The organism is Falsiroseomonas bella, from assembly GCF_003173615.1.
Lineage (GTDB): Bacteria > Pseudomonadota > Alphaproteobacteria > Acetobacterales > Acetobacteraceae > Falsiroseomonas > Falsiroseomonas bella.
The window spans coordinates 1,179,066-1,200,282 of the sequence record NZ_QGNA01000001.1 but is presented as its reverse complement, the minus strand read 5'-3'; the positions used below and the strand labels follow the sequence as shown (position 1 = coordinate 1,200,282).

Below are 21,217 nucleotides of genomic sequence, written 5' to 3'. Positions count from 1 at the left end.
CCGCCGCGGCTGGTCAGCGCGTCGCGGCGATCGCGTCGCGCGCGCCGGTGACGGCCGCCGCCACCTCGTCGAGCAGCGCGCGGCCGCCGGCGGCGCACCATTCGGCGAGCGGCCGGCAGGCGCCCGAGGGTGCGACCTGCATCTCCCACGGGGCGGGCGTGGACCAGCGCAGGCGCCTGTCCGGCGTCGCGCCTTCCACCGGGCGGACGAAGCTGGCGCGGTAGGCGGGCGAGTCCGACCCCGGCGCGCGGCCGGTCCAGTCGGTCGCGACCTCCACGCCGAAGCTGCCCGGGCCCTCGCCGCAATGGCGCAGGACGACGCGGCTGACGGTCGCGTCCCAGGGGCTGGCCGCCGCCTGCCGACCGGCGCGGGGGCGCGCGAAGGCGGATTGGAGGTGCTGCGCCACGCTGTCCGGGGCGAGCGCGGCGGCAATGGTCGCCTCGCACGGCGACCATGCGGCGCGCGCCGCCTCGACGCGGGCTTGCAGCGCCAGGTCGCGGCTGCGGGCTTCCGCGGCCTCGACACCGGCGCGACGCTCGCTCTCGGACTTGGCGATCGCGACGATCACCAGCAGAGGCACGATGATCGGCAGCAGCATGATCGCGAGCAGGACATCGTCGCCCGCAGAGGTGAACGGGCCCGCCGGCGGCGACGGCATGGCCTCCAGGTCAGTCACGATTGCCGTCCAGTCCACGGCGGCAACCCAGCTGCGGGAATCGACCCTGATGGCCGGTGCGGTGGGCAGCGCGAGCCCGCTGTCGGCCAGGCGCGGCGGGTAGGACTGCATCGGCGTCACGACGACCGGCAGCCGCTCGCGATGCTGCGGTGGCAGTGCGGCTTCGGCGTCCGATGCCGGCCTTGCCTCCCGCACCAGCCGACACTCCGCGGTGCTGTTGCACACCTGCCGGAAGGTGCCGAGATCGAGCGTGGCCTGGCCATCCGGGACGGTGAAGGTGAAGTCCTGCGGCGTGGCATCCGGCGAGGCCCGAAGGCGCAGGAAGCGGCGTCCCGGCACGCTGGCAGCGCTGCGCCACCCGCCGCCGTCCGCCAGCAGCGGGAACTCGTCCGGCGCAGTCGGGCCGTCGAAGCGCCAAGCCTGGGCCCAGGCCGCCGGCCCGCCCTCCGCTGGCAGGATGCGCAGCAACATCACCGAACCGCCCAGCGCGGCGCTGTCCCAGCTTGATATCACAGGGGGCTGCTGCGCCGTGGAACAGCCCGCGAGCAGCGCGAGGAGGGCGAAGGCGAGCCGGCCGGGCAGGCTCCGCGGCCTGAACATTGTCATGATCACATATTCGGATCTGGGAATGCCGCTTCCTTGATCCACCGCAATCCCGCGCGTGGCGAGCATCGAGACCAGACGAAAAAAAGCCCCGGCACCTTGCGGGCCGGGGCGAAGTGAGGTCCGCACAACCGTGCGGAACCGCCGGGAGAAAACGTCGAGGCATCGCCTTGACGGAATACAATCTAAGGGAGGGCTGCTCACAGCGCCGTGAAGCCCGCATGAATCCGATGCAAGCTGCCGCCCGCCTGGGCAGGTGTCACCCGGCGGACACGGCCTCGGCGGGCGGTTGCGCAACGCCTGCGCAGGCATCCCGGAGCAGCGCGCCCTGGGCACGCAGGCCGGCCTGGAGCTCCGGCACCGGCACGGCACGCGGCGCCACGCCGCGATCCGCCGCGATCGCCGCCGCCACGCCAGCGGCATGGCCGGTCAGCCAGCACTGCGGGATCTCGCGCAGGAAGGAGTGGCTGGTGGCGTCGCAGGCGAGGTGCCGCCCCGGCGCCAGCAGCCCGTCCAGCGCCGCCGGCACGATCGCGCCATAGGGCACGCTCACCGGCGCGAATTTCGGCGCGAGGCTCGGCGAGACGCCGATCTCGTCCGGCGCCACCCGCCCGTCCCACCAGTCGCGCGTCACGGGCGCCACGCCGCCCAGCCGACGCGCATGCCGCACGCCGAGCTGCGGCGCCGAGAGCATCGGGAAGGCCCGCTCGAAGCCGGGGCATTCGGCGCGGTAGCGCTCCAGGTGGCGCATCATCAGGCGGTGGCTGGTCACCTCCACCTCGCTCAAATCGTCCACCATCACCGCGGAATAGCCGGCGAGCCGCGGGCCCATGAACAGCGCCACGTCGTCGCGCCAGCTGGCGAAGGCCTTGTCGAAGAAGCCGACCGCCTCCTTCCCGCGGCGCATGAACTCCGAGAACTCCTCCGGCTTCTCCGCGCGCCAGGCCAGGTAGCGCGGCATGTCCACGGCGCCGAACACCCAGGAGGTGTTCATGCAGTGGTGGATGTCGCGCTCGTCCACGTCGTCCGCGAAGGCGGCGCCGGCGGCGGCGTAGAGGTCGCCGTCGCCGGTGGCGTCCACCGTCACCTTGGCCAGCACGGCGCGGCGGCCCTGCTTGCTCTCGAAGATCGCGCCCTCGATCCGGCCGTCGCGCAGGATCGGCGCGGCGCCCCAGGCGTGGAACACCAGGTCCACGCCGGCATCCAGCGCCATCTCCAGGCTTGCGGCCTTCAGCTCCTCGGGCCCCACGGTGGGCGAATGGGTGACGATGCCATGGAAGGCGGCGGTGCGCAGCGCCCACCAGGCGGCGGTGGCGGCCTCGCGGCTGCCCCAGGCGTCGCGCGGCGGGCCGGCCACGGCCTCCTTCGGCAGGCGGTCGAGCAGCTCTTCCGCCAGGCCGCGGATCAGCAGGCTGCCGTCCCAGCCGGTCATGCGGTCGATCCAGACCACGAGCCCGCCCGTCGAAAGCCCGCCCAGGTGGTTGTGCCGCTCCAGCAGCAGGGTGCGGGCGCCGCGCCGCGCGGCGGCCACCGCCGCGGCCCAGCCCGCCGGGCCGCCGCCCACCACCAGCACGTCCACCACGGCATGCACCGGCACGTCCCGCGCCGGCTCCACCACCGTCAGGCCCGTCGGCTTGCGCCGGCGCGACGGATCGCGGCCCGAAAACACCTCCGAGCGGAAGAACAGCCGGCCGCCCTCGGCGCCGCCCTGGTCGCTTGCCATGGCCGCGAGACTACCCGCCGGGCTGCCGACAGCCCAGCTTCTTCCCGCCGGGGCGCCCGGCAACTATGGTCCGGCCATGCGCAACCTGCTGCAGGACTCCGACCGCGACAGGCTCGTGGCGCCGCTGGCCGGCCCGCTGGTCGGCGCGGTCGAGCTGGATGGCCGGCGCCACATGGCCGTGGCGGAGACGCTCGGCAGCGGGCTCTACCCCGTCGAGGCGGCGGCGCTGGCGGCGGAGCTGCTGCTGCAGCCCGGCCTCAGGGAGGCGCATGGCCCGCTCGGCGATGCGCTGCTCGACTTCGTCATGGCGATGTCCGATGCGCCGGTGCCCAGCCGCCGCGCCGTCGCGGGCGGCCTTCTCCTGCAGAGCGACGCGCCCGAGGCGGTGGCGGTGCTGACGCCCTTCTGCCGCCTGTCCGGCAACCTGATGCGCGGCGAACTGGTGCAGGAGCTGCGCGGCGGCCGGGCGGCGATCCGCCACAGCGGCAACCTGGTGGAGTTCAGCCTCGGCCACCGGCGCTTCTGCGTGGATGTCGAGGACAACGTCACCGCCGCCGAGGCCGTGCCAGAGGGCGACGCCATCGTGCTGCGCCAGGTCAGCACGATCCGCGCCACCGCCGGGCTGCTCTGGAAGCGGAGCGTGGAGGCCGGCAGCCTCGAGCTGCGCTACGTGCTGCGCGCGGACAGCCCGGTGCTCGGCGTCACGGCGCGCTTCACCGCGGCGCGGCGCCTGACGCGGCTGCGCATCTCCACCGCCGCGGACGGGCTTGACGAGGGCGGGCTCGGCGCCACCGCGGCCCGGCTTCAGGAAGGCGAGGCCTGGCGCGAGGCGACGCCCCCCGCGGCGCCCGGCGCGACGCGCTGGGCGGAGGGGACGCCGGTTGCCCATCTTGCGCTCGGCGCCGCCGGCTGGGCGCGGGGCGCGCCGGTGCTGCACCTGCGCCCGCGCGACCCCGCGCGGGTGATGTCGGTCACCGCGCAGGCGGCGCGCGGGGGTGCGCTCCGCTGGCTGCTGCTGCGCCACGGCCCGGTGACGCTGCGCGCCGGCGAGAGCCTGGTGGTCGAGGAGGAAAGGCTGCTCGCCCCCGGCGACCCGGCGATGATGGCCGCGGCCATGGCGCGCGGCGCCAAGGGCCTCGATCTCGATGCCGCGCCGCCCTCCGGCGCCGTGCTGCAGGCCGTGGCGGCCGCGCTGCTGCTCGATGCCGGCGGCGCCTGGGCCGAGGGCCTCGATCCTGAGCGTCGCGCGCGACTGCGCGATTTCGCCGCCCGGCATGCGGCGCGGCTGGAAGCGTCCGCGATGGATGCGACCGAACTCGCCTGGACGGCGCTGGCCGCGGACACCCTGCGCCGCGCCGGGGAACACGCGGCGGCGGCGATGCAGGCCGGGCTGCTCGACCGGCTCGCATCGCTCAGCGACGCGGAAGGCCTGGTGCGGGCGCCGGGCGAGGCGCCCTCGCTCGCGGCGCAGGCGCTCGCCATCCTGGCCTTTGCGCGCGGCGCGGCCTGGCCCGATGGGGGGGCGGCGCTCGGCACGCTCGCGGCGCTGCTCGGCGCCATCACGGCCGAGCCGGGCAGCGGGCTGCGCTTCGCCGGCGCCGCGCCGGATGCGGCCGAGGAGCCGGAGGCCCTGGCGCTGCTGGCGCGCGCCGCCGGCGCCGCCGTGCTGGCCGCCGAGGCGGGCGCGCGACTGCCCGACGACGTGATCGCCCGGGCGCGGGAGATCCACCGCATGGCGGTCACGCTGCTGCGCCCGCTGGTGCGACCGCGTCTCGGCACGCTCGAGGTGGTCGGGCGCGACGGCGTGGCGGGCAGCCTGCAGGCGCTGACCACGCTGGCACTGCTGGCGCCGGACCGGCTGGCGCTGGAGTGCCGGCCGACGGATGCGGCCACCGCGTGAAGCACGGTCTAGCGCTGCTGCCGGTCCTCGCCGTGGCGGCCTGCGCCGCGAAGCCGCCCGTGACCTACCCGCCCTCCGCCGCGGAGCGCGTGGTGCGCATCGCGCTCGCCGAGTGGCAGGACTGGGGCGCGCGCCAGCGCGACGCCTTCACCGAGCCGACGGAGGACAGCCCCGAATCGGACCCGCGGAACTTCCCGCGCGTGTTGGCCTATTGGCGGGCGGTGCCGACCGACCACGGCGCCATCCTGCACAACCGCATCCGCTACGAGGCGGTGCTGACGGGCCAGCTTCCGCCAGGCATCCCCCTCTGGGGCGATTTCGCCTGGTCCGCGGCCTTCATCTCCTGGGTGTTCGTCTCGGCCGGGGTGGATGCGCGGGAATTCCCGCCGAGCGCCACGCATGCCTTCTACCTGGACGGGCTGATCGCCGATGCGCGGAGCTACCCGGACACCGCCGCCTTCATGCCGCATGCGCCGACCGAGTATGCGCCGCGCCCGGGCGACCTGCTCTGCTCGGACCGCAGCCCGCGCCCTCTGCTGCACTGGACGCATCGGGCGGCGGACAACGGGCGCGCGCGGCCGATGCATTGCGACATCGTGGTGCGGACCGCGCCCGGCGTGGTCGAGGCGGTGGGCGGCAATGTGCTCGACACGGTGATGCTCACCCGCTTTCCCGCGGACAGCTGGGGACGCGTGATGCCCGCGCCGCCGGGCTGGCCGCCCTTCCTCGTCGTGATGGAAAGCCGGCTCGGCCGCCTGCCGCCCTGGACAGCCGCGGCGCCGCCCGCAACACCTGGATCACTGCCCGCCGCGACCTCCGCGGCGGCGCCCGGAGCACGCTGAATGACCCACCTGTTCGACCCGCTGACCCTGCGCGGCGTCACCTTCGCCAACCGCATCGGCGTGTCGCCGATGTGCATGTATTGTTGCGCCGACGACGGGAAGCCGACCGACTGGCACCTGGCGCATCTGCTGCAGCGCGCGATCGGCGGGGCGGCGATGGTGATGGTGGAGGCGACCGGCATCACGCCGGATGGCCGCATCACGCCGGGCGATGTCGGGCTGTGGGAAGACGGGCAGATCCCCGCCCATGCGCGGCTGGCCGCCGCCATCGCGCATGCCGGATCGGTGCCGGCCATCCAGATCGGCCATGCCGGGCGAAAGGGCTCGCGCCTGCCGGCCTGGTTCGACGGGCCGGCCGATCCGGGCTGGGAGATCCTGTCCAGCTCCGCCCAGGCGACCGCGAATTTCGCCACGCCGCGCGCGATGACGGCGGAGGAGGTCGAGGCGATCCCCGGCCTGTTCGCCGCCTGCGCGCGCCGCGCCGTGGCCGCGGGCTACAAGCTCATCGAGATCCATGGCGCGCATGGCTACCTGCTGCACCAGTTCTTCTCGCCGCTGTCGAACCAGCGCAACGACCGCTGGGGCGGCGATTTCGAGGGCCGTACCCGGCTGACGCTGGAGGTGGTGAAGGCCGTCCGCGCCGCGATCCCGGAGGACATGCCGCTGGCGCTGCGCATCTCCCACACCGACTGGATCGAGGGCGGCTGGACCACCACCGACAGCGTGGAGCTGGCCCGGCGCGCCAAGGCAGCCGGGGTGGACCTGGTGGACTGTTCCTCCGGCGGGATCGACCCGCAGCGCCAGAAGATCGCGGTCGGCCCCGGCTACCAGGTGCCCGGCGCCGTCGCCGTGCGGGAAGGGGCGGGCGTCGCCGTGGCGGCGGTCGGCATGATCACGGAGCCCGAGCAGGCCCAGGCCATCATCGCGGAGGGCAAGGCGGACATGGTGCTGCTGGCCCGCGCGCTGCTGCGCGACCCCTACTGGCCGATGCGGGCCGCCGCGGCGCTCGGCCGGGTGGATGCGCTGAAGGGCCCGCCGCAATACGACCGGGCCTGGGGCGCGATCGGGAAGTTCGGCATGCGGCTGGAGACGGGCACGCCGATGCCGCCGCTTCCAGGTCTCTAGCCGCCTTCAACTCGCGACTCGCGGCTGGTAAGGTGCCCGACCCCGCCGCAAGGCGGATCGGAGGCCATGGGGGTTCCGGCGCGTCGCGCCGGGGCCACCACGAAGCGTCGGGAAGTCGGGTGCCATGAAGTTCTCGGTGGACAGGGCAGTGCTGCTCAAGGCGCTCGCGCATGTGCAGAGCGTGGTGGAGCGGCGGAACACCATCCCGATCCTCGCCAATGTCCTGCTCGAGGCGCGCGAGGGCGGCCTCAAGCTGACCGCGACCGACATGGAGATCGCGGTGGTGGAGGAAGTGCCCGGCGTCACCGTCACGCGCCAGGGCCGCACCACCGCGCCCGCCGCGACGCTGTACGAGATCGTGCGCAAGCTGCCGGAGACGGCGAAGCTGGAGCTCGATCATCCCGGCGGCGATGCGCAGCTGACGCTGCGCGCCGGCCGCTTCGACGCGAAGCTCGCCGTGCTGCCGGTGGACGATTTTCCTTCGATGACCGAAGGCAAGCTGCCGCACAAATTCGCCCTGCCCGCCGGGCCGCTCCGCGAGCTGATCGACCGCACGCGCTTCGCGATCAGCACGGAGGAGACGCGCTACTACCTGAACGGCATCTACCTGCACGCGACCGAAGCCGGCGGCGCCAAGGTGCTGCGCGCGGTCGCCACCGACGGCCACCGCCTCGCCCGCGTGGAGGAACCGCTGCCAGAGGGTGCCTCCGGCATGCCGGGCGTGATCATCCCGCGCAAGACCGTGAACGAGCTGCGCAAGCTGGCCGAGGAAGTGCAGGACGAGATCGCCGTCGCGCTTTCGGACACCAAGATCCGCTTCACCCTCGGCCCGGTGCAGCTCACCTCCAAGCTGATCGACGGCACCTTCCCCGAATACGAGCGGGTGATTCCGCGCGGCAACGACAAGGTGCTGAAGGTCGCCAAGAAGGATTTTGCCGAAGCTGTCGGCCGCGTGGCGGGCATCAGCAGCGAGCGGTCGCGGCCGGTGAAGCTCTCGGTGGACCGCAACCATCTGCTCCTGTCCGCCGCGAGCCCCGAGCTCGGCCAGGCGCAGGAGGAGCTGGACGGCGACACGGTCAGCTACGAATCGAGCCCGCTCGAGATCGGCTTCCAGGCGCGCTACCTGAACGACATCACCGACCAGATCGTCGAGCAGGTGGAGTTCCGCTTCGCCGACGGCTCCGCCCCCACCATCGTGACCGACAGCGCAAAGCCCGAGGCGCTATACGTGCTGATGCCGATGCGGGTCTGACCCGCCGGCCCGATCACGCGGAAGAGCGCCCGCCCCAGCGAACCGGCGCGGCTTCCGGCGGTTCTGGTCCCCGACAGGGACCGGACTCGCTGGGAGATCGTGTTCGATGCGACGAAGGACCCTGCTCACCGCAGCCGGCGGGCTGCTGGCCGCGCCACGCGTGGCGCGCGCCACCGCCGAGGAACTGGACCTGCTGCTGGTCCTGGCGGCCGATGTCTCGCAATCCATGCGCCCGTCCGAACTGCGCCTGCAGCGCGAAGGCTATGCCACCGCGCTGCGCCACCCGGATGTGCAGGCGGCGATCGCCTCCGGCTTCGTCGGCGCCATCGGCCTGCTCTACTTCGAATGGTCCGGGATGCACGACCAGCATGTGCTGGTGCCCTGGACGCGCCTGGCCGGCGAGGCGGATGCGGAGGCGGTGGCCGGCCTGATCGCCGGGGAGCCGCGGCGCGGCGGCGGCTGGACCTCGATCTCGGCGGCGCTTGGCGTTGCGCGGCGGCACCTGGGCTCCGCGCCCTTCACGGCGATGCGCCGCGTGATCGACATCTCCGGCGACGGCGAGAACAACCAAGGCCCTTCGCCCGAGGCCGAGCGCGACCTGGCGGTGGCGGAGGGCGTGACGATCAATGGCCTGCCCATCCTGCAGGAGCGCGGGCTGCTCGCCGCCGCCGGCCAGCCCGGCGAAACGCAGCTGGAAGAGCACTACCGACGCCAGGTGATCGGCGGCGCCGGTGCCTTCCTGGTCCCGACCGAGGGATTCGAGGGCTTCCACAGTGCGATACGGCGGAAGCTGATCCTGGAGATCGCGGCGACGCCGCAAGCCCGGGCCGCCGCCGCCCTGGCTTGAAGTTCCGGCTTCGTTCGCGTATCTTGCTATCGTTGATAGCAGGACGGAACGGAGCCGATGCCGCAGCTCCTGGTGCGCAACGTGGATGAGGAGACGGTCGCCTGGCTGAAGGCGCGGGCGGCGGCGCACGGACGCTCGGTGGAAGCCGAGCACCGGGAGGTGCTGCGGGCCGCCCGCGCGGCCAGCGCGCCGGCCGGTTTCTGGGAACGCGCGGCGCGGATGCGGGCGGAGACGGCCGGGCGGCGCATCACGCCCTCCGAGGTTCTGTTGCGCGAGGCGCGCGACGAGCGCTGAGCGGTGGCCTTCGTCATCGACGCCAGCGTCGTGGTGAAATGGGTGCTGGCGGAAGCGGACAGCGATGCGGCGCTCACGCTCGGCCGTCACCGCCTGCTGGCGCCCGACCTGCTCGACATCGAATGCGCGAGCGTGCTGTGGAAGGCGGCGCGGCGTGGTGAATTGTCGCAGGCCGAAGCGGCGGAACGGCTGGCGGTGATCGGTGAAGCCGCCATCGAACGGCTGCCCGATGCCGTGCTGCTGCCCGGCGCCATGCGGCATGCGCTGCAACTGGGGCACCCGATCTACGATTGCCTCTACCTGGAGGCGGCGATCTGGACCGCACTGCCGCTCGTCACCACCGATCGTCGCCTGGCACGGCTTGCAATTCCCGGCTGCGACATACGCCTTCTGGAAACCTTCCGCTGACCCTGCCTCCTCCGCCGCTGCGGCTCACGCGCCTGCGGCTCACCGATTTCCGCTCCTACCCGGCCTTCGAGGCGCGCTTCGACGGGCGCATCGTGGCGATCGCCGGCGAGAACGGCGTGGGCAAGACCAACCTGCTGGAGGCGATCAGCCTGCTCGGGCCCGGCCGCGGCCTGCGCGGCGCGCGGGCGGCGGAGATCGGCCGGCGCACGGGCGGCGAAAGCCGCGCCTGGGCCGCCTGGGGCCGCTTCGAGGGGCCGCTCGGCGCCTGCGACATCGCCACCGGCACGGTGGGCGAGGAGGGCGCCGATGCGCGGCGCAAATGGCGCCTGGACAACGAGCCGCTGCGCTCCGGCGCCGAGCTGGCGGATCGCGCCGCCGCGGTCTGGCTGACGCCGCAGATGGACCGGCTGTTCCAGGAAGGTGCGAGCGGCCGCCGCCGCTTCCTCGACCGCCTGGTCTGGGCGCTGGAACCGCACCATGCGCGGGAGGTCGCGGCGCATGAGACCGCCATGTCCGGCCGCAACCGCCTGCTGGCCGAGGGAAGGCGCGATGCGCGCTGGCTGGCGGCGCTGGAGGATGCCATGGCACGCCACGCCGTCGCCGCCGCCGCCGCCCGGCGGGCGCTGGCGACGCGGCTGAATGCGGTGCTCGCGGCCGGCACGGCGACCGGCGCATTTCCTGCCGCACGGCTCGACCTGCTGGACCCGATCGCCCAGGCGCTGGACCAGGCGCCGGCCCTGGCCGTGGAGGACCGCGTGCGGGAGGACCTGGCCGCCAATCGCGGCCGCGACGCGGCGGCGGGCGGGGCCGCGGTGGGCGCGCATCGCGCCGACCTCGCTTTGGTGCACCTGCCGAAGGACATGCCGGCCGATCTCTGCTCGACGGGGGAGCAGAAGGCGCTGCTGGTCTCCGTGGTGCTGGCGCATGCCGCGCTGATCGGCGCCGCACGCGGCTTCGCGCCGCTGCTGCTGCTGGACGAGGTGGCCGCGCATCTCGACCAGGCGCGGCGGGAGGCGCTGTATGCGGCGCTGTCGGACCTGCCCGCGCAGGTCTTCCTGACAGGCACCGAGCCCGATATCTTCGCGCCCCTGAAAGGGATCGCGGAAGGGTTCCGCGCCACCCCCTCCGGCCTCGTTCCCATGCCGGAATTCCCCGTGCCGAATCCCGCCTGAATCCCTATATTCAGGCGGATCAGCCGCATCGCCCCAGGAGTATCCGCCGGCATGTCCGACGCCGCCGCGCGCGCCACGCCACCGACCCCCGGAAACGAGGGGCAGGAGGCCTATGACAGCGCCTCCATCACCGTGCTGCGGGGGCTCGAGGCCGTGCGAAAGCGGCCGGGCATGTATATCGGCGACACCGACGACGGCTCGGGCCTGCACCACATGGCATTCGAGATCATCGACAACGCCGTGGACGAGGCGCAGGCGGGCTTCGCCACGCGCTGCGCCGTCACGCTGAACGGCGACGGCAGCGTCACCGTGCTGGACGACGGGCGCGGCATCCCCGTGGACATCCACCCGGAGGAAGGCGTCTCCGCCGCGGAAGTCGTCCTCACCCGCCTCCATGCGGGAGGAAAATTCAACCAGAACTCCTACAAGGTCTCGGGCGGCCTGCACGGCGTCGGCGCGGCGGTGGTGAACGCGCTGTCGGAGTGGATGGAGGTCCGCATCTGGCGCGACGGCACGGAGCACTTCATCCGCTTCGAGCATGGCGAGACGGTGCAGCCGCTGAAGGTGGTGGGCCCGTCCGACCACCCGAACGGCACCGAGGTGACCTTCAAGCCCTCCGACAAGACCTTCACCAAGACCGAATACGACTTCGCCGTGCTGGAGCGGCGCCTGCGTGAGCTGGCCTTCCTCAACAGCGGCCTCGCCATCGAGCTGCGCGACGACCGGCATGTGCCGGCGCAGGAACAGAAATTCCGCTTCGAGGGCGGCCTGGTCGCCTTCGTGGAATGGCTCGACCGCAGCAAGCAGCCGATCTTCAAGCCGCCGATCTCGCTGGTCAGCAAGGACACCGACATCGGCATCCGCGTCGAGCTGGCGATGTGGTGGAACGACAGCCCGCATGAGCTGGCGCTGTGCTTCACCAACAACATCCCCCAGCGCGACGGCGGCACGCACCAGGCCGGCTTCCGCCAGGCGCTGACGCGCGTCGTCGCGAAATACGCCGAGGACCTGGCGAAGAAGGAGAAGGTCGAGCTCTCGGGCGAGGACATGCGCGAGGGCCTGACCGCCGTGCTGTCCGTGAAGGTGCCGGACCCGAAGTTTTCGTCGCAGACCAAGGACAAGCTGGTCTCGTCGGAAGTGCAGCCGGTGGTGCAGATGGCGGTGGCCGACGCGCTCGGCCATTGGTTCGAGACGCATCCGAAGGAGGCGAAGCAGGTCATCGAGCAGGTCGTGCTCGCCGCCGCGGCGCGCAAGGCGGCGCAGCTCGCGCGCGAGAAGGTCGGGCGCAAGAACGCGCTCGACATCTCCACCCTGCCCGGCAAGCTCGCCGACTGCCAGGAGAAGGATCCGGCGAAGAGCGAGCTCTTCATCGTCGAGGGCGACAGCGCGGGCGGCTCCGCCAAGCAGGGGCGCGACCGGCGCTTCCAGGCGATCCTGCCGCTCAAGGGGAAGATCCTCAACGTCGAGCGCGCGCGCATGGACAAGATGCTGTCGAGCGCGGAGGTCGGCACGCTGATCACCGCGCTCGGAACGGGCATCGGGCCGGGCCCCGCCGACAAGGGCGGCTTCGACCCGCAAAAACTGCGATACCACCGCATCGTCATCATGACGGACGCGGACGTGGACGGCAGCCATATCCGCACGCTGCTGCTGACCTTCTTCTTCCGCCAGATGCACGAGCTGATCGGGCGCGGGCATCTTTTCATCGCGCAGCCGCCGCTCTATCGCGCCAAGCGCGGCAATGACGAGCGCTACCTGAAGGACGACCGCGCGCTGGAGGACTTCCTGCTGGAGAAGGCGCTGGCCGGCGCACGGCTGCGCTTCGCCGACGGGCGGGAGCTTCGCGGCGACGAGCTGCGCGAGGAAGTGGACCGGCTGCGCCAGGTGCAGGCGCGCATCCGTCGCCTGGCGACGCAGGTGCCCGCCGAGATCGTCGAGCAGGCCGCCGTGGCCGGCGCGCTGACGCTCGACCCGGAGCGCGCGCCGAATGCCGCCGCGCTGCTGCAGCAGCGCCTGGATGCGCTGGCGCCTGAGAATGAGCGCGGCTGGAAGGCGACCGCCGATGGCGCGACCCTTTCGCTCGGCCGCGTGGTGCGCAGCGTCGCGGAGCGCCACGTGCTGGACGCGACGGCGCTGAAGAGCGCCGAGGCGCGCTGGCTGGACGAGCGGCGCGAAGGATTCGCGCGCGACTACGCGGCTGGTCCTGCGATGCTGGGCTTCGACACGGGCGCCGATGCCGCGCAGCACGGCCCGCTGATGGTCTGGGACCGCATCATCGCCCAGGGCCGCCGCGGTCTGACGATCCAGCGCTTCAAGGGGCTGGGCGAGATGAACCCCGACCAGCTCTGGAAGACCACGCTCGACCCCGCCAACCGCACGCTGCTGCGCGTGAGGGTGGAGGATATCGAGGATGCCGAGACGGTGTTCTCCACCCTGATGGGCGACGTGGTGGAGCCGCGCCGCGACTTCATCGTGGAGAACGCGCTGAAGGTCGCGAATCTCGACATCTGATCGCGCCTGATCGCGGCACCCTGGCGCGAGGACCTGCTGTTCCGCGTCGTCGCCGCGTCGGCCTTGCCGAAAGGCTGACGCGGCGCCGCGATGCTTACTGTTGCTCGATCCGCGCGTCGCGCACCACGCGCGTCCACTTCGCCAGATCGGCCGCGATCTCCTGCGCGAAGGCCTCGGCGGAGTTGGGAGGCACGGCCTCGATGAAGGTCTGGGCGAGCTTCTCGACGATGGCGGGATCGCGCATCACCTCGCCCAGCGCGGCGGTCCACCACGCCGCGACCTCGGGCGGCGTGCCGGCGGGGCCGAACAGGCCGGTCCAGGACAGCGCCTCCAGCTCCGCCAGTTCCGGCACGCCGCTCTCGGCCATGCTCGGCACGTCCGGCACCAGCGCGGAGCGCTGGCGCGCCACGACCGCCAGCGCCTTCGCCTTGCCGCCGCGCACCTGCGGCACGGCGGAATTGAAGCCGTCGATCATCAGCGGCACGCGCCCTGCGGTCACGTCCACGAGCGCGGCGGCGCTGCCGCGATAGGGGACGGATTCGATCTGCGTGCCGAGCTGCAGCGCCATCAGCGCCATCGCCAGGTGGCTCAGTGTGCCGAGGCCGGGATTGGCCGCGCTGAAGCGGCCCGCAGGTCCCGCGCGCAGCACGCGCGCGGCTTCCGCCATGCTGTTCGCCGGGAAGTCCGGCGCGGCGATCAGGATGAAGCCGGTACGCGCGAACAGCGCCACGGGCGAGAGTTCGCGCACCGGATCATAGGGCGGGTTCTTCATCAGCGGCGGATTCACCACGATGGGCGACTGCGTGGTGACCAGAAGCGTCAGCCCATCCGCCCGCGCGCCGGTCACCGCCTGCACGCCGAGCGCGCCAGAGGCGCCGGGCCGGTTCTCCACCACCACCGTCACGCCGCGGCGCTTCTGCACCTCCTCCGCGACGAGCCGCGCGAGGATGTCGGAGGTGTTGCCCGGCGGGAAGGGCACCACCAGGCGCACCGGGCGGGCCGGATAGGCCTGCGCCATCGCGCGCGGCGCGGCGAGCGTCGCAAGCGCGGCGCCGGCCATAGCGTGGCGGCGCGTAAGAGCGAAGTTCGTCGTCATCTCGTCGTCTCCCGGTTTGGTTCGGATCAGGTTGCCGCCATCGCATCAAGGCGACGGCGGAACATCGGGCCCCAGCCGCCGGCGCGCAGCATCTCGACCAGATGTGCGCCGAGCGGCGGGAAGCTCGCCTCGGTGCCGCGCGTCAGGTTGCGGACGCGCGCCGCGGCGAAGTCCACCTCGATCTCCTCGGCGTTCGCGAACATCGCGCGCACGCCGGGGCAGCGCGGCAGCACGGGCAAACCGGCAGCGAGCGCGTTGCGGAAGGAGCCGATCGGGATGCTCTCAGCAATCAGCCCGACACCGCAGCCGCGCAGGCCGATCATCCCCTGGATGTGCGGGTTGCCCTGCGCGAAGCGCTTGCCGCCGACGACGATGTCGCCGGGTTGCGCGCGCTTCGGGAAATCGGGATCCAGGCCGGCGAAGACATGCTCCCGCAACACCTCGGGCCGCGTCTCGCGCTTCAGCGCCCATTCCAGCGCCATCAGGTCGCCGTCGATCGCCACGTTGTCGGGATAGACCCAGGCGCGTCCGCGCAGCGTCAGCTCGCTCATGCCGCCATCCCCCAGGCCGCCTCGCGCAGGAAGGGCCGCGGATCGGCGATGCTGCCGACCACCGCGGATGCGGCGACCGTCGCCGGCCCCGCGATGTGCAGCACCGCCTCATGCGCGCCGAGCCGCCCGGGCTCGTTGCGCGTGCCGGTCCCGATGGAATGCTCGCCTGCCGTCACGCCGCCGATGCGCCCGCCGGCGCAGACGCCGCAGCCCGGCGCCGTCACCATCGCGCCGGCGCGCAGGAACACCTCGATCAACCCTTCGGCCGCGGCGTCCGCCGCCACCTGCTGCGTCGCCGGCGTGACGATCATGCGCACGCCCTCGGCCACCTGCCGTCCGCGCAGCACCGCGGCCGCGACACGCAGGTCGTCCAGCATCCCCGACGCGCAGGAGCCGATGAAGGCATGGCCGATCGGCTTGCCGGCGGCCTGCGTCACGTCCACCACATTGTCGGGCGTCGGCGGCAGCGCGACCTGCGGCGCGAGCGACGAGAGATCCAGCGTGATGCGCGCGCGATAGCTCGCATCCGCATCGGGCAGCGCGGCATGGATCGGCCGCTGCGCGCGCGCCGTCGCATAGGCCATGCAGACCGCGTCGGGCTCCACGATGGAGGAGACGGCGCCGAGCTCGACCGGCGTGTTGCACAGCGTGTGGCGCGCATCCATGCCGAGCGAGGCAAGCCCCGGCCCGCCATATTCCACCACCGCATCCTCGAACAGCGCGGCATCGTGGCTGCCGATCAGCTTCTGCGCCGCGTCGCGCGCGAAGACGCCGAAGGGCAGGCTGCCGGTGATCTCGACACGCAGCGTCTCCGGCACTTCCAGCCAGACGGAGCCGCAGGCGAGCACTTCCGGGATCTCGGTCAGCACGGCGATGCCGAGCGCGCCGACGGCGCCGAAATTCGTCACATGCGGGTCGTAGGCGAAGACGAACATGCCCGGCGTGACCAAGCCTTCCTCCACCGGGAAGACATGGCCGAGGCCGCCGCGGCCGGAGTCGCGGTGCGTCACACCGAAGCGCTTCGCGATGCCGCGCACCGCCTGCTGCCGTGCGAAGGCCTGGGGGGAGACGGCGAGCGGCTCGTGATCCGTCACCAGCAGCACGCGGGACGCGTCGTGCAGCTTGGTGACGCCGAACTCCTCCAGCGTGCGGAAGGCGTTCACCGTGTACCAGTCATGCACGGTGATCAGCTCCGCCTGCGGCATCACCACCTCGCCTGGCGCGACGCGGCGGCCGCAGATGCGCGAGAGGATCTTCTGGGTGATCGTCTGTCCGCCGGTCATCCGGCTGCCCTCCTCGGTTGGTCGCGCCAGCCCAGCATGGCGGAGATCTCGGCCGCGGCGGCGCGCAGCGCGTCGGCCAGCAGGCGCTCCTTCTCCTTCGTGAAGCGCACCTTGGGCACGCCCACCGAAAGCCCGGCGCAGGGCTGACCGGTGGCGTCCAGCACGGCGTGGCCCATGGCGATGATCCCTTCGATCATCTCCTCGCGGCTGAAGGCGATGCCGCTGCGCGCGATGGTGGCGAATTCGCGCCGCAGGGCGGCGGGTTCGGTGATGGTGCGCGGCGTGAGGCGCGGCAGCGCGCCGAGGGCGAGGTAGGCCTCGATCTCGGCGGCGGAGGACGCGCCAAGGATGGCCTTGCCGCCGGCCGAGGCATTCACCGGCCCGCGCTCGCCGAGCTGCAGCGAGTAGAGGATCGGCTGGTTGCAGTTCTCCTTGCAGACCACGACGACCTCCGCGCCCTCGCGCACGACCAGCGCGGCGGATTCGCCGGTGCGGGTCATCAGCGCGGCGACGACGGGCTGCGCGAGGCGCGTGACGTCGGTGCGGCGCAGCAGAACGCCGGCGAGGCCGAGCACGGCGGGGCCGAGGCGCATGCGCTCCGCCGTGCCGCTGCCCTCGCGCACCACGTAGTGCCGCTGCTCGAGGGTGGCGAGAAGCTCGGTCAGGCTGCTCTTCGGGATGCGCAGCGCGCGCGCGATCTCGCCATGCGACATCGCCTCGGGCCGCGCGGCCAGCAGCTCCAGCACGTCCAGCGCCCTGGTTGCGGACTTGACCAGCCTCGGCCTCCCCATGCAGTCTGTTTTCCGGACAGTGTTCGCCATACCGAACAGCGCCCGGGCGATCAAGCCTCGTCCGGGCGGAGCGACGGAAGGGAGAGCGGACGGGGCAATGGGCTTTGCGGCCGCGGAGAGGTTGCGCGCCTTGATGGCGGCAGGCGCCGGCAGGATGCCGGTGCTGGCGCCCGGCGTCTGGGACGGGCTCTCGGCCAGGCTCGCCATCCATGCGGGCGCCGCGGCGCTGCATGCGAGCGGCGGCGCCATTGCCCGCGCCGCCGGGCAGCCCGACCTCGGCATCCTCGGCCTGTCGGAGATGGAAGCGCGCATCGGCGAGATCGTGGAGGGCGCCGGCGGCGCACCGGTGATCGCCGATGCCGACACGGGCTATGGCGGCCTGCTGAACCTGGCCCATGCCGTGCGGCGCTATGCGCGGCTCGGCGTCGCGGCGCTCCACATCGAGGACCAGCCCTTCCCGAAGCGTTGCGGCCTGTTCGAGGGCGTGGCGGTGGTGGCGCAGGCGGAGATGCTGGCGCGCATCCGCGCCGCGCGCGCCACGGTCGAGCAGATGGGGGGCGGCGGGCCGCTGATCATCGCGCGCACCGATGCGGTGAAGCCCGAGGGACTGGATGCGGCGTTCGCGCGGATGCGCGCCTATCTCGCCGAGGGTGCGGACATCGCCTTCGTCGAAGGGCTGGAGGATGCGGCCGCGATGCAGACGGCCGGCGCCGCGCTGCCGGGCGTGCCGCAACTGCTGAATGCCAGCATGAGCGCGCATGGCCTGCCGCTGCCGCCCGAACGCCTTGCCCAACTCGGCTTCGCCATCGTGATCTATCCGGGCGATGCGCAGCGCGCCGCGATCGCGGCCATGGACGCCGCCTTCCGCGCGGTGCTGCGCGACGGCGACGGGCGCAGCGTCGCGGATCGCATGGCGCCATCGGCGTTGCGCGACGGCGTGGTGGGCACCGCCGCGCTGATGCAGGCCGAGGCAGGCTGGACGGAGGGCGGCGCGTGAGGCCCGCGGCGCCGCTTCGGTCAGTCGGCCGCTGCGCGCCGCCAGGCGAGATCGTCCTCCATCGCGTGCTCCATGTCATAGGCGGCGCGGAAGCCCGTGAGGGCGGCGAGCGACTCCGTCTCCATCGGCGCGCGCGCGTTGGAGGCGGACTCGGCGGCAAGGTCGTCGGCGTCGAGCGTCCAGGTGAAGCCGGGGACGCGCCGCGCCAGCCCCTCGCACCACTCTGCCAGCGACCAGGTGATGCCCGGCGCGAGATGCAGCGGCTTCGGCGCGGGCTTTGCCGTGTCCACGAGGCTCGCGAGGCCGGCGGCGACATCCGCCGAGTAGATGAAGTCGCGCTTGCCGGCATCGGCGATCACGGCCGGCTCACCGGCCAGTGCGTGCTGCGTGAGTCGCAGCAGCGGCGAGGCGATCGGGCGCGCGCCCGTCGCGCGCTCCCACCGGCCGAAGACCGAGGACAGCCGCGCCACGGCGAGCGGCACGTCGGCCTCGGCGGCGGCAAGCAGGCTCATCCGCTCGCCGGCGAATTTGGCGACGCCATAGATGCTCTGCGGGTCGGGGCGGATGCTGGCGTCCAGCACAGGCGCATCGAAGCCGGCGGCGCCGAAGACCGAGCCGGAAGAAGCGACGACGAGGAAGCAGCCCGGCAGCGCCGCGGCGGCAGCGACCGCGTTCAGCGGCCCGAGCACGTTCACCGCCGCCGTGCGACGCGCCAGCGCCGGTGGCACGCGGCCGAGCGGCGTGAGCGCGGCAAGATGCACGATGGCGCGCGGACGGTGGCGCGCGACCAGCGCCGCATAGGTCTCCCCATCCGTGGCGTCGAGCCGCTCGACGGCGATCAGCCGGCCAGGCAGCGCGGCGAAGTCGCGCGCGGCGCGCGGCGGCAACGCCTCGATATCGGCGGCGACCACCGCGTCCCCGCGCGCCAGCAGATGCTCGGCCAGGGCGAGCCCGACGAAGCCGCTGGCGCCCACGATCATCACGCTCATCACCCTGTCCCTTCCGCGGTGCCCGGCGATCCTGCACCGCTTTCCGCCCACGTCCAGCCCGCAACGGAGACGGCACCGGCATGAGCGCAGGCCCGCGGCTTGGCATCGACATCGGCGGCACCTTCACCGACTTCGTGCTGGTCGAGGAGGGCAGCGTGCTCGCCGCCAAGGTCCTGACCACGCCGCATGCGCCGGAGGAAGCGGTGTTCCGCGGCATCGCCGCGCTGGAGGCAGAGCGCCCGGGCTTCGCGGCCGAGGCCGCGGGCGTGATCCATGCGACCACCCTCGTCACCAACGCCATCCTGACGCGGCGCGGCGCGCGCACCGGCCTGATCGCGACCGCCGGCTTCCGGGACGTGATCGAGATGCGGCGCGAGGTGCGCTACGACCTGTTCGACATGTTCATCCGCTACCCAGCGCCGCTGGTTCCGCGCGAGTTGCGCCTCGGCGTGCGGGAGCGCGTGCTGGCCGATGGCAGCGTGCTGGAACCGTTGCAGGAGGGGGATGTGCGCGAGGCGGCGCGCCGCTTCCGCGAAGCGAATGTCGACGCCGTCGCGGTCTGCCTGCTGCATGCCTATGCCAATCCGGCGCATGAGCGGCGCATCGCCGAAATCCTGCGCGAAGAGTTGCCCGACGCGGAACTCTCGCTGTCGCATGAGGTGCATCCCGAGCCGAAGGAATACGAACGCAGCTCCACCACCGTGGTGGACGCCTATGTGAAGCGGCTGACCGCCACCTATCTGGACCGGCTGCAGCACGGCCTGCGGCAGCGCGGCTATGCGCGGCCGCTGTTCATGATGCTGTCCAACGGCGGCACAGCGACTGCCGACATCGCAAAGCGCTTCCCGGTGCAGATCGTCGAAAGCGGGCCCGCGGCAGGCGTGGAGGCCGCCATCTATTTCGGCGGCCGGCTCGGCCTCTCCTCCCTGCTTGCCTTCGACATGGGCGGCACCACGGCGAAGCTTTGCCTCGTGGAGGAAGGGCGCGCCGCGCGCACGCGTCATTTCGAGGTGGACCGCGTGCACCGCTTCAAGGCCGGGAGCGGCATGCCCGTGGCCGTGCCGGTCTATGACCTGCTGGAGATCGGCGCCGGCGGCGGCTCCATCGCGCGGGTGGACGATCTCGGCCTGATTCGCGTGGGGCCGGAAAGCGCGGGCTCCGATCCCGCGCCCGCCTGCTACGGCCTGGGCGGCGTGGCGCCGACGGTCACGGACGCCGATCTCGCGCTCGGCTATCTCAACCCGGATTTCTTCCTCGGCGGCGACATGAAGCTGGACCGCGCGCGGGCCGAGGCCGCGATCGCCGCGCGTGTCGCCGAGCCGGCAGGGCTCGACACGGCACGCGCGGCGGCTGGCATCCATGCGATCGTCAACGAGACGATGGCCGCAGCCGGCCGCGTCTATGTCGCGGACAAGGGAAAGTCGCCGGCCGCGCTTGCGCTGGTGGTGACGGGCGGCGCGGGACCGGTCCATGCGGTCGGCCTCGCGCGCCGTCTCGGCTGCCGCCGCGTGGTGGTCCCGCCGCTGGCCGGCGTGATGTCCTCCCTCGGCCTGCTCGCCGCGCCCATCGCCTTCGAGCGCAGCCGGCCGGTGAACCGGCGCCTCGCCGGGCTGGACGTCGCCGCGGTCGCGCAGGAGCTCGAGGCGCTGGCCGCGGAGGCTGTCGCGCTATTGCCGCCCGATGCCACGCCGGAGGTCCGCCGTAGTGCCGATCTGCGCTACCACGGCCAGGACCACGCGCTGGAGATCCCGATCGGCGGTGCCTTGGATGCGACGCTGCCCGAACAGCTCGCGGCCGGCTTCGTCGCGGCGTATGAGGCGCTCTACGGCAAGGTGGACGACGACAATCCGATCGAGATCGCGGCACTGCGCGTGGAAGCGCGCCAACCGCAGCCGCCACCGGCCCTGCCGGCGCCCCGCGCTGGCAAGCCAGGCGCTCCGGTCACGACACGCCCGGCTTGGCAGCACGACGCCGCGCGCTTCGAGGAGACACCGGTGTATCGCCGCGAGACCCTCGCGCTGCACCAGGAGATCGTCGGCCCCGCCATCGTGGAGGAGCGCGAATCCACCACCGTGATCGGGCCCGGCGACATCCTGCGCGTGCACGACTCGGGCGCGCTGATCATCGACCTCGCCACGCCGGATCGGGAGGGCTGAG

18 protein-coding genes are annotated in these 21,217 nt (G+C 72.9%); 11 read left to right on the top strand and 7 right to left on the bottom strand.

Annotated elements, in window-relative coordinates:
• Positions 1 to 13: 13 nt before the first annotated feature.
• Both DFH01_RS05630 and DFH01_RS05625 read right to left on the bottom strand, forming a co-directional pair.
• Positions 14 to 1,282 (bottom strand): hypothetical protein, encoded by a 1,269-nt coding sequence (locus tag DFH01_RS05630; protein ID WP_146217000.1) that lies wholly within the window; start codon positions 1,280 to 1,282, stop codon positions 14 to 16.
• Between the two features lie 256 nt (positions 1,283 to 1,538).
• Positions 1,539 to 3,002, bottom strand: a complete 1,464-nt coding sequence (locus tag DFH01_RS05625; RefSeq protein ID WP_109869358.1) for an FAD-dependent oxidoreductase — start codon at positions 3,000 to 3,002, stop codon at positions 1,539 to 1,541.
• Positions 3,003 to 3,078: 76 nt separating this feature from the next.
• Between DFH01_RS05625 and DFH01_RS05620 the strand changes: the two genes are divergently transcribed.
• The 9 genes from DFH01_RS05620 (at position 3,079) to gyrB (ending at position 13,353) form a co-directional block, all read left to right on the top strand.
• Positions 3,079 to 4,902, top strand: a complete 1,824-nt coding sequence (locus DFH01_RS05620; RefSeq protein WP_109869357.1) for a hypothetical protein — start codon at positions 3,079 to 3,081, stop codon at positions 4,900 to 4,902.
• Positions 4,899 to 5,744: a DUF2272 domain-containing protein gene (locus tag DFH01_RS28645; protein ID WP_233255974.1), complete on the top strand. Its 846-nt coding sequence runs from the start codon at positions 4,899 to 4,901 to the stop codon at positions 5,742 to 5,744. The genes DFH01_RS05620 and DFH01_RS28645 overlap by 4 nt, the downstream gene beginning before the upstream one ends.
• Positions 5,745 to 6,869: an NADH:flavin oxidoreductase/NADH oxidase gene (locus DFH01_RS05610; protein ID WP_109869356.1), complete on the top strand. Its 1,125-nt coding sequence runs from the start codon at positions 5,745 to 5,747 to the stop codon at positions 6,867 to 6,869.
• A 124-nt stretch (positions 6,870 to 6,993) separates the two neighbouring features.
• Complete coding sequence (gene dnaN / locus DFH01_RS05605; RefSeq protein ID WP_109869355.1) at positions 6,994 to 8,121, top strand: DNA polymerase III subunit beta; 1,128 nt, start codon at positions 6,994 to 6,996, stop codon at positions 8,119 to 8,121.
• A 106-nt stretch (positions 8,122 to 8,227) separates the two neighbouring features.
• Positions 8,228 to 8,968 (top strand): DUF1194 domain-containing protein, encoded by a 741-nt coding sequence (locus DFH01_RS05600; RefSeq protein ID WP_109869354.1) that lies wholly within the window; start codon positions 8,228 to 8,230, stop codon positions 8,966 to 8,968.
• Positions 8,969 to 9,025: 57 nt separating this feature from the next.
• Positions 9,026 to 9,262 carry a FitA-like ribbon-helix-helix domain-containing protein gene (locus tag DFH01_RS05595; protein WP_109869353.1) on the top strand — a complete coding sequence of 79 codons (237 nt, stop codon included), beginning with the start codon at positions 9,026 to 9,028 and terminating at the stop codon, positions 9,260 to 9,262.
• Between the two features lie 3 nt (positions 9,263 to 9,265).
• Positions 9,266 to 9,670, top strand: a complete 405-nt coding sequence (locus tag DFH01_RS05590) for a type II toxin-antitoxin system VapC family toxin (RefSeq protein ID WP_109869352.1) — start codon at positions 9,266 to 9,268, stop codon at positions 9,668 to 9,670.
• Entirely contained in the window at positions 9,637 to 10,842 is a 1,206-nt protein-coding gene (recF, locus tag DFH01_RS05585) for a DNA replication/repair protein RecF (protein WP_332903271.1), read from the top strand. The genes DFH01_RS05590 and recF overlap by 34 nt, the downstream gene beginning before the upstream one ends.
• A 51-nt stretch (positions 10,843 to 10,893) precedes the next feature.
• Positions 10,894 to 13,353: a DNA topoisomerase (ATP-hydrolyzing) subunit B gene (gene gyrB / locus DFH01_RS05580; protein ID WP_109869351.1), complete on the top strand. Its 2,460-nt coding sequence runs from the start codon at positions 10,894 to 10,896 to the stop codon at positions 13,351 to 13,353.
• A 94-nt stretch (positions 13,354 to 13,447) separates the two neighbouring features.
• Here the strand turns inward: gyrB and DFH01_RS05575 are convergent, their stop codons facing one another.
• The 4 genes from DFH01_RS05575 to DFH01_RS05560 are packed head-to-tail and all read right to left on the bottom strand — an operon-like array spanning position 13,448 to position 17,074.
• The gene (locus DFH01_RS05575; protein WP_109869350.1) at positions 13,448 to 14,449 is read right to left on the bottom strand and encodes a Bug family tripartite tricarboxylate transporter substrate binding protein; all 1,002 of its coding nucleotides are present in this window, start codon (positions 14,447 to 14,449) and stop codon (positions 13,448 to 13,450) included.
• 26 nt (positions 14,450 to 14,475) lie between these two features.
• Complete coding sequence (locus tag DFH01_RS05570; RefSeq protein WP_109869349.1) at positions 14,476 to 15,000, bottom strand: 3-isopropylmalate dehydratase small subunit; 525 nt, start codon at positions 14,998 to 15,000, stop codon at positions 14,476 to 14,478.
• Positions 14,997 to 16,283, bottom strand: coding sequence for a 3-isopropylmalate dehydratase large subunit (locus DFH01_RS05565; RefSeq protein WP_109869348.1), 1,287 nt, complete (start codon positions 16,281 to 16,283; stop codon positions 14,997 to 14,999). The genes DFH01_RS05570 and DFH01_RS05565 overlap by 4 nt, the downstream gene beginning before the upstream one ends.
• The gene (locus DFH01_RS05560; RefSeq protein ID WP_158287625.1) at positions 16,280 to 17,074 is read right to left on the bottom strand and encodes an IclR family transcriptional regulator; all 795 of its coding nucleotides are present in this window, start codon (positions 17,072 to 17,074) and stop codon (positions 16,280 to 16,282) included. Before DFH01_RS05560 ends, DFH01_RS05565 begins: the two co-directional genes overlap by 4 nt.
• Positions 17,075 to 17,228: 154 nt before the next feature.
• On the opposite strand from DFH01_RS05560, the gene DFH01_RS05555 reads away from it, so the two are divergent.
• Complete coding sequence (locus DFH01_RS05555) at positions 17,229 to 18,071, top strand: isocitrate lyase/PEP mutase family protein (protein ID WP_199231136.1); 843 nt, start codon at positions 17,229 to 17,231, stop codon at positions 18,069 to 18,071.
• Between the two features lie 20 nt (positions 18,072 to 18,091).
• Here the strand turns inward: DFH01_RS05555 and DFH01_RS05550 are convergent, their stop codons facing one another.
• Positions 18,092 to 19,060, bottom strand: a complete 969-nt coding sequence (locus DFH01_RS05550) for an NAD-dependent epimerase/dehydratase family protein (RefSeq protein ID WP_109869345.1) — start codon at positions 19,058 to 19,060, stop codon at positions 18,092 to 18,094.
• Positions 19,061 to 19,140: 80 nt separating this feature from the next.
• Here DFH01_RS05550 and DFH01_RS05545 point away from each other — a divergent pair, with 80 nt between their 5' ends.
• Positions 19,141 to 21,216 carry a hydantoinase/oxoprolinase family protein gene (locus DFH01_RS05545; RefSeq protein WP_109869344.1) on the top strand — a complete coding sequence of 692 codons (2,076 nt, stop codon included), beginning with the start codon at positions 19,141 to 19,143 and terminating at the stop codon, positions 21,214 to 21,216.
• Position 21,217: the final 1 nt, after the last annotated feature.

Coding starts and splice junctions, on each gene's coding strand:
- DFH01_RS05630 (WP_146217000.1), bottom strand. CDS start 1,282: ATGACAATGTTCAGGCCGCGGAGCCTGCCCGGCCGGCTCGCCTTCGCC.
- DFH01_RS05625 (WP_109869358.1), bottom strand. CDS start 3,002: ATGGCAAGCGACCAGGGCGGCGCCGAGGGCGGCCGGCTGTTCTTCCGC.
- DFH01_RS05620 (WP_109869357.1), top strand. CDS start 3,079: ATGCGCAACCTGCTGCAGGACTCCGACCGCGACAGGCTCGTGGCGCCG.
- DFH01_RS05610 (WP_109869356.1), top strand. CDS start 5,745: ATGACCCACCTGTTCGACCCGCTGACCCTGCGCGGCGTCACCTTCGCC.
- dnaN (WP_109869355.1), top strand. CDS start 6,994: ATGAAGTTCTCGGTGGACAGGGCAGTGCTGCTCAAGGCGCTCGCGCAT.
- DFH01_RS05600 (WP_109869354.1), top strand. CDS start 8,228: ATGCGACGAAGGACCCTGCTCACCGCAGCCGGCGGGCTGCTGGCCGCG.
- DFH01_RS05595 (WP_109869353.1), top strand. CDS start 9,026: ATGCCGCAGCTCCTGGTGCGCAACGTGGATGAGGAGACGGTCGCCTGG.
- gyrB (WP_109869351.1), top strand. CDS start 10,894: ATGTCCGACGCCGCCGCGCGCGCCACGCCACCGACCCCCGGAAACGAG.
- DFH01_RS05575 (WP_109869350.1), bottom strand. CDS start 14,449: ATGACGACGAACTTCGCTCTTACGCGCCGCCACGCTATGGCCGGCGCC.
- DFH01_RS05570 (WP_109869349.1), bottom strand. CDS start 15,000: ATGAGCGAGCTGACGCTGCGCGGACGCGCCTGGGTCTATCCCGACAAC.
- DFH01_RS05565 (WP_109869348.1), bottom strand. CDS start 16,283: ATGACCGGCGGACAGACGATCACCCAGAAGATCCTCTCGCGCATCTGC.
- DFH01_RS05560 (WP_158287625.1), bottom strand. CDS start 17,074: ATGGGGAGGCCGAGGCTGGTCAAGTCCGCAACCAGGGCGCTGGACGTG.
- DFH01_RS05555 (WP_199231136.1), top strand. CDS start 17,229: ATGCCGGTGCTGGCGCCCGGCGTCTGGGACGGGCTCTCGGCCAGGCTC.
- DFH01_RS05550 (WP_109869345.1), bottom strand. CDS start 19,060: ATGAGCGTGATGATCGTGGGCGCCAGCGGCTTCGTCGGGCTCGCCCTG.
- DFH01_RS05545 (WP_109869344.1), top strand. CDS start 19,141: ATGAGCGCAGGCCCGCGGCTTGGCATCGACATCGGCGGCACCTTCACC.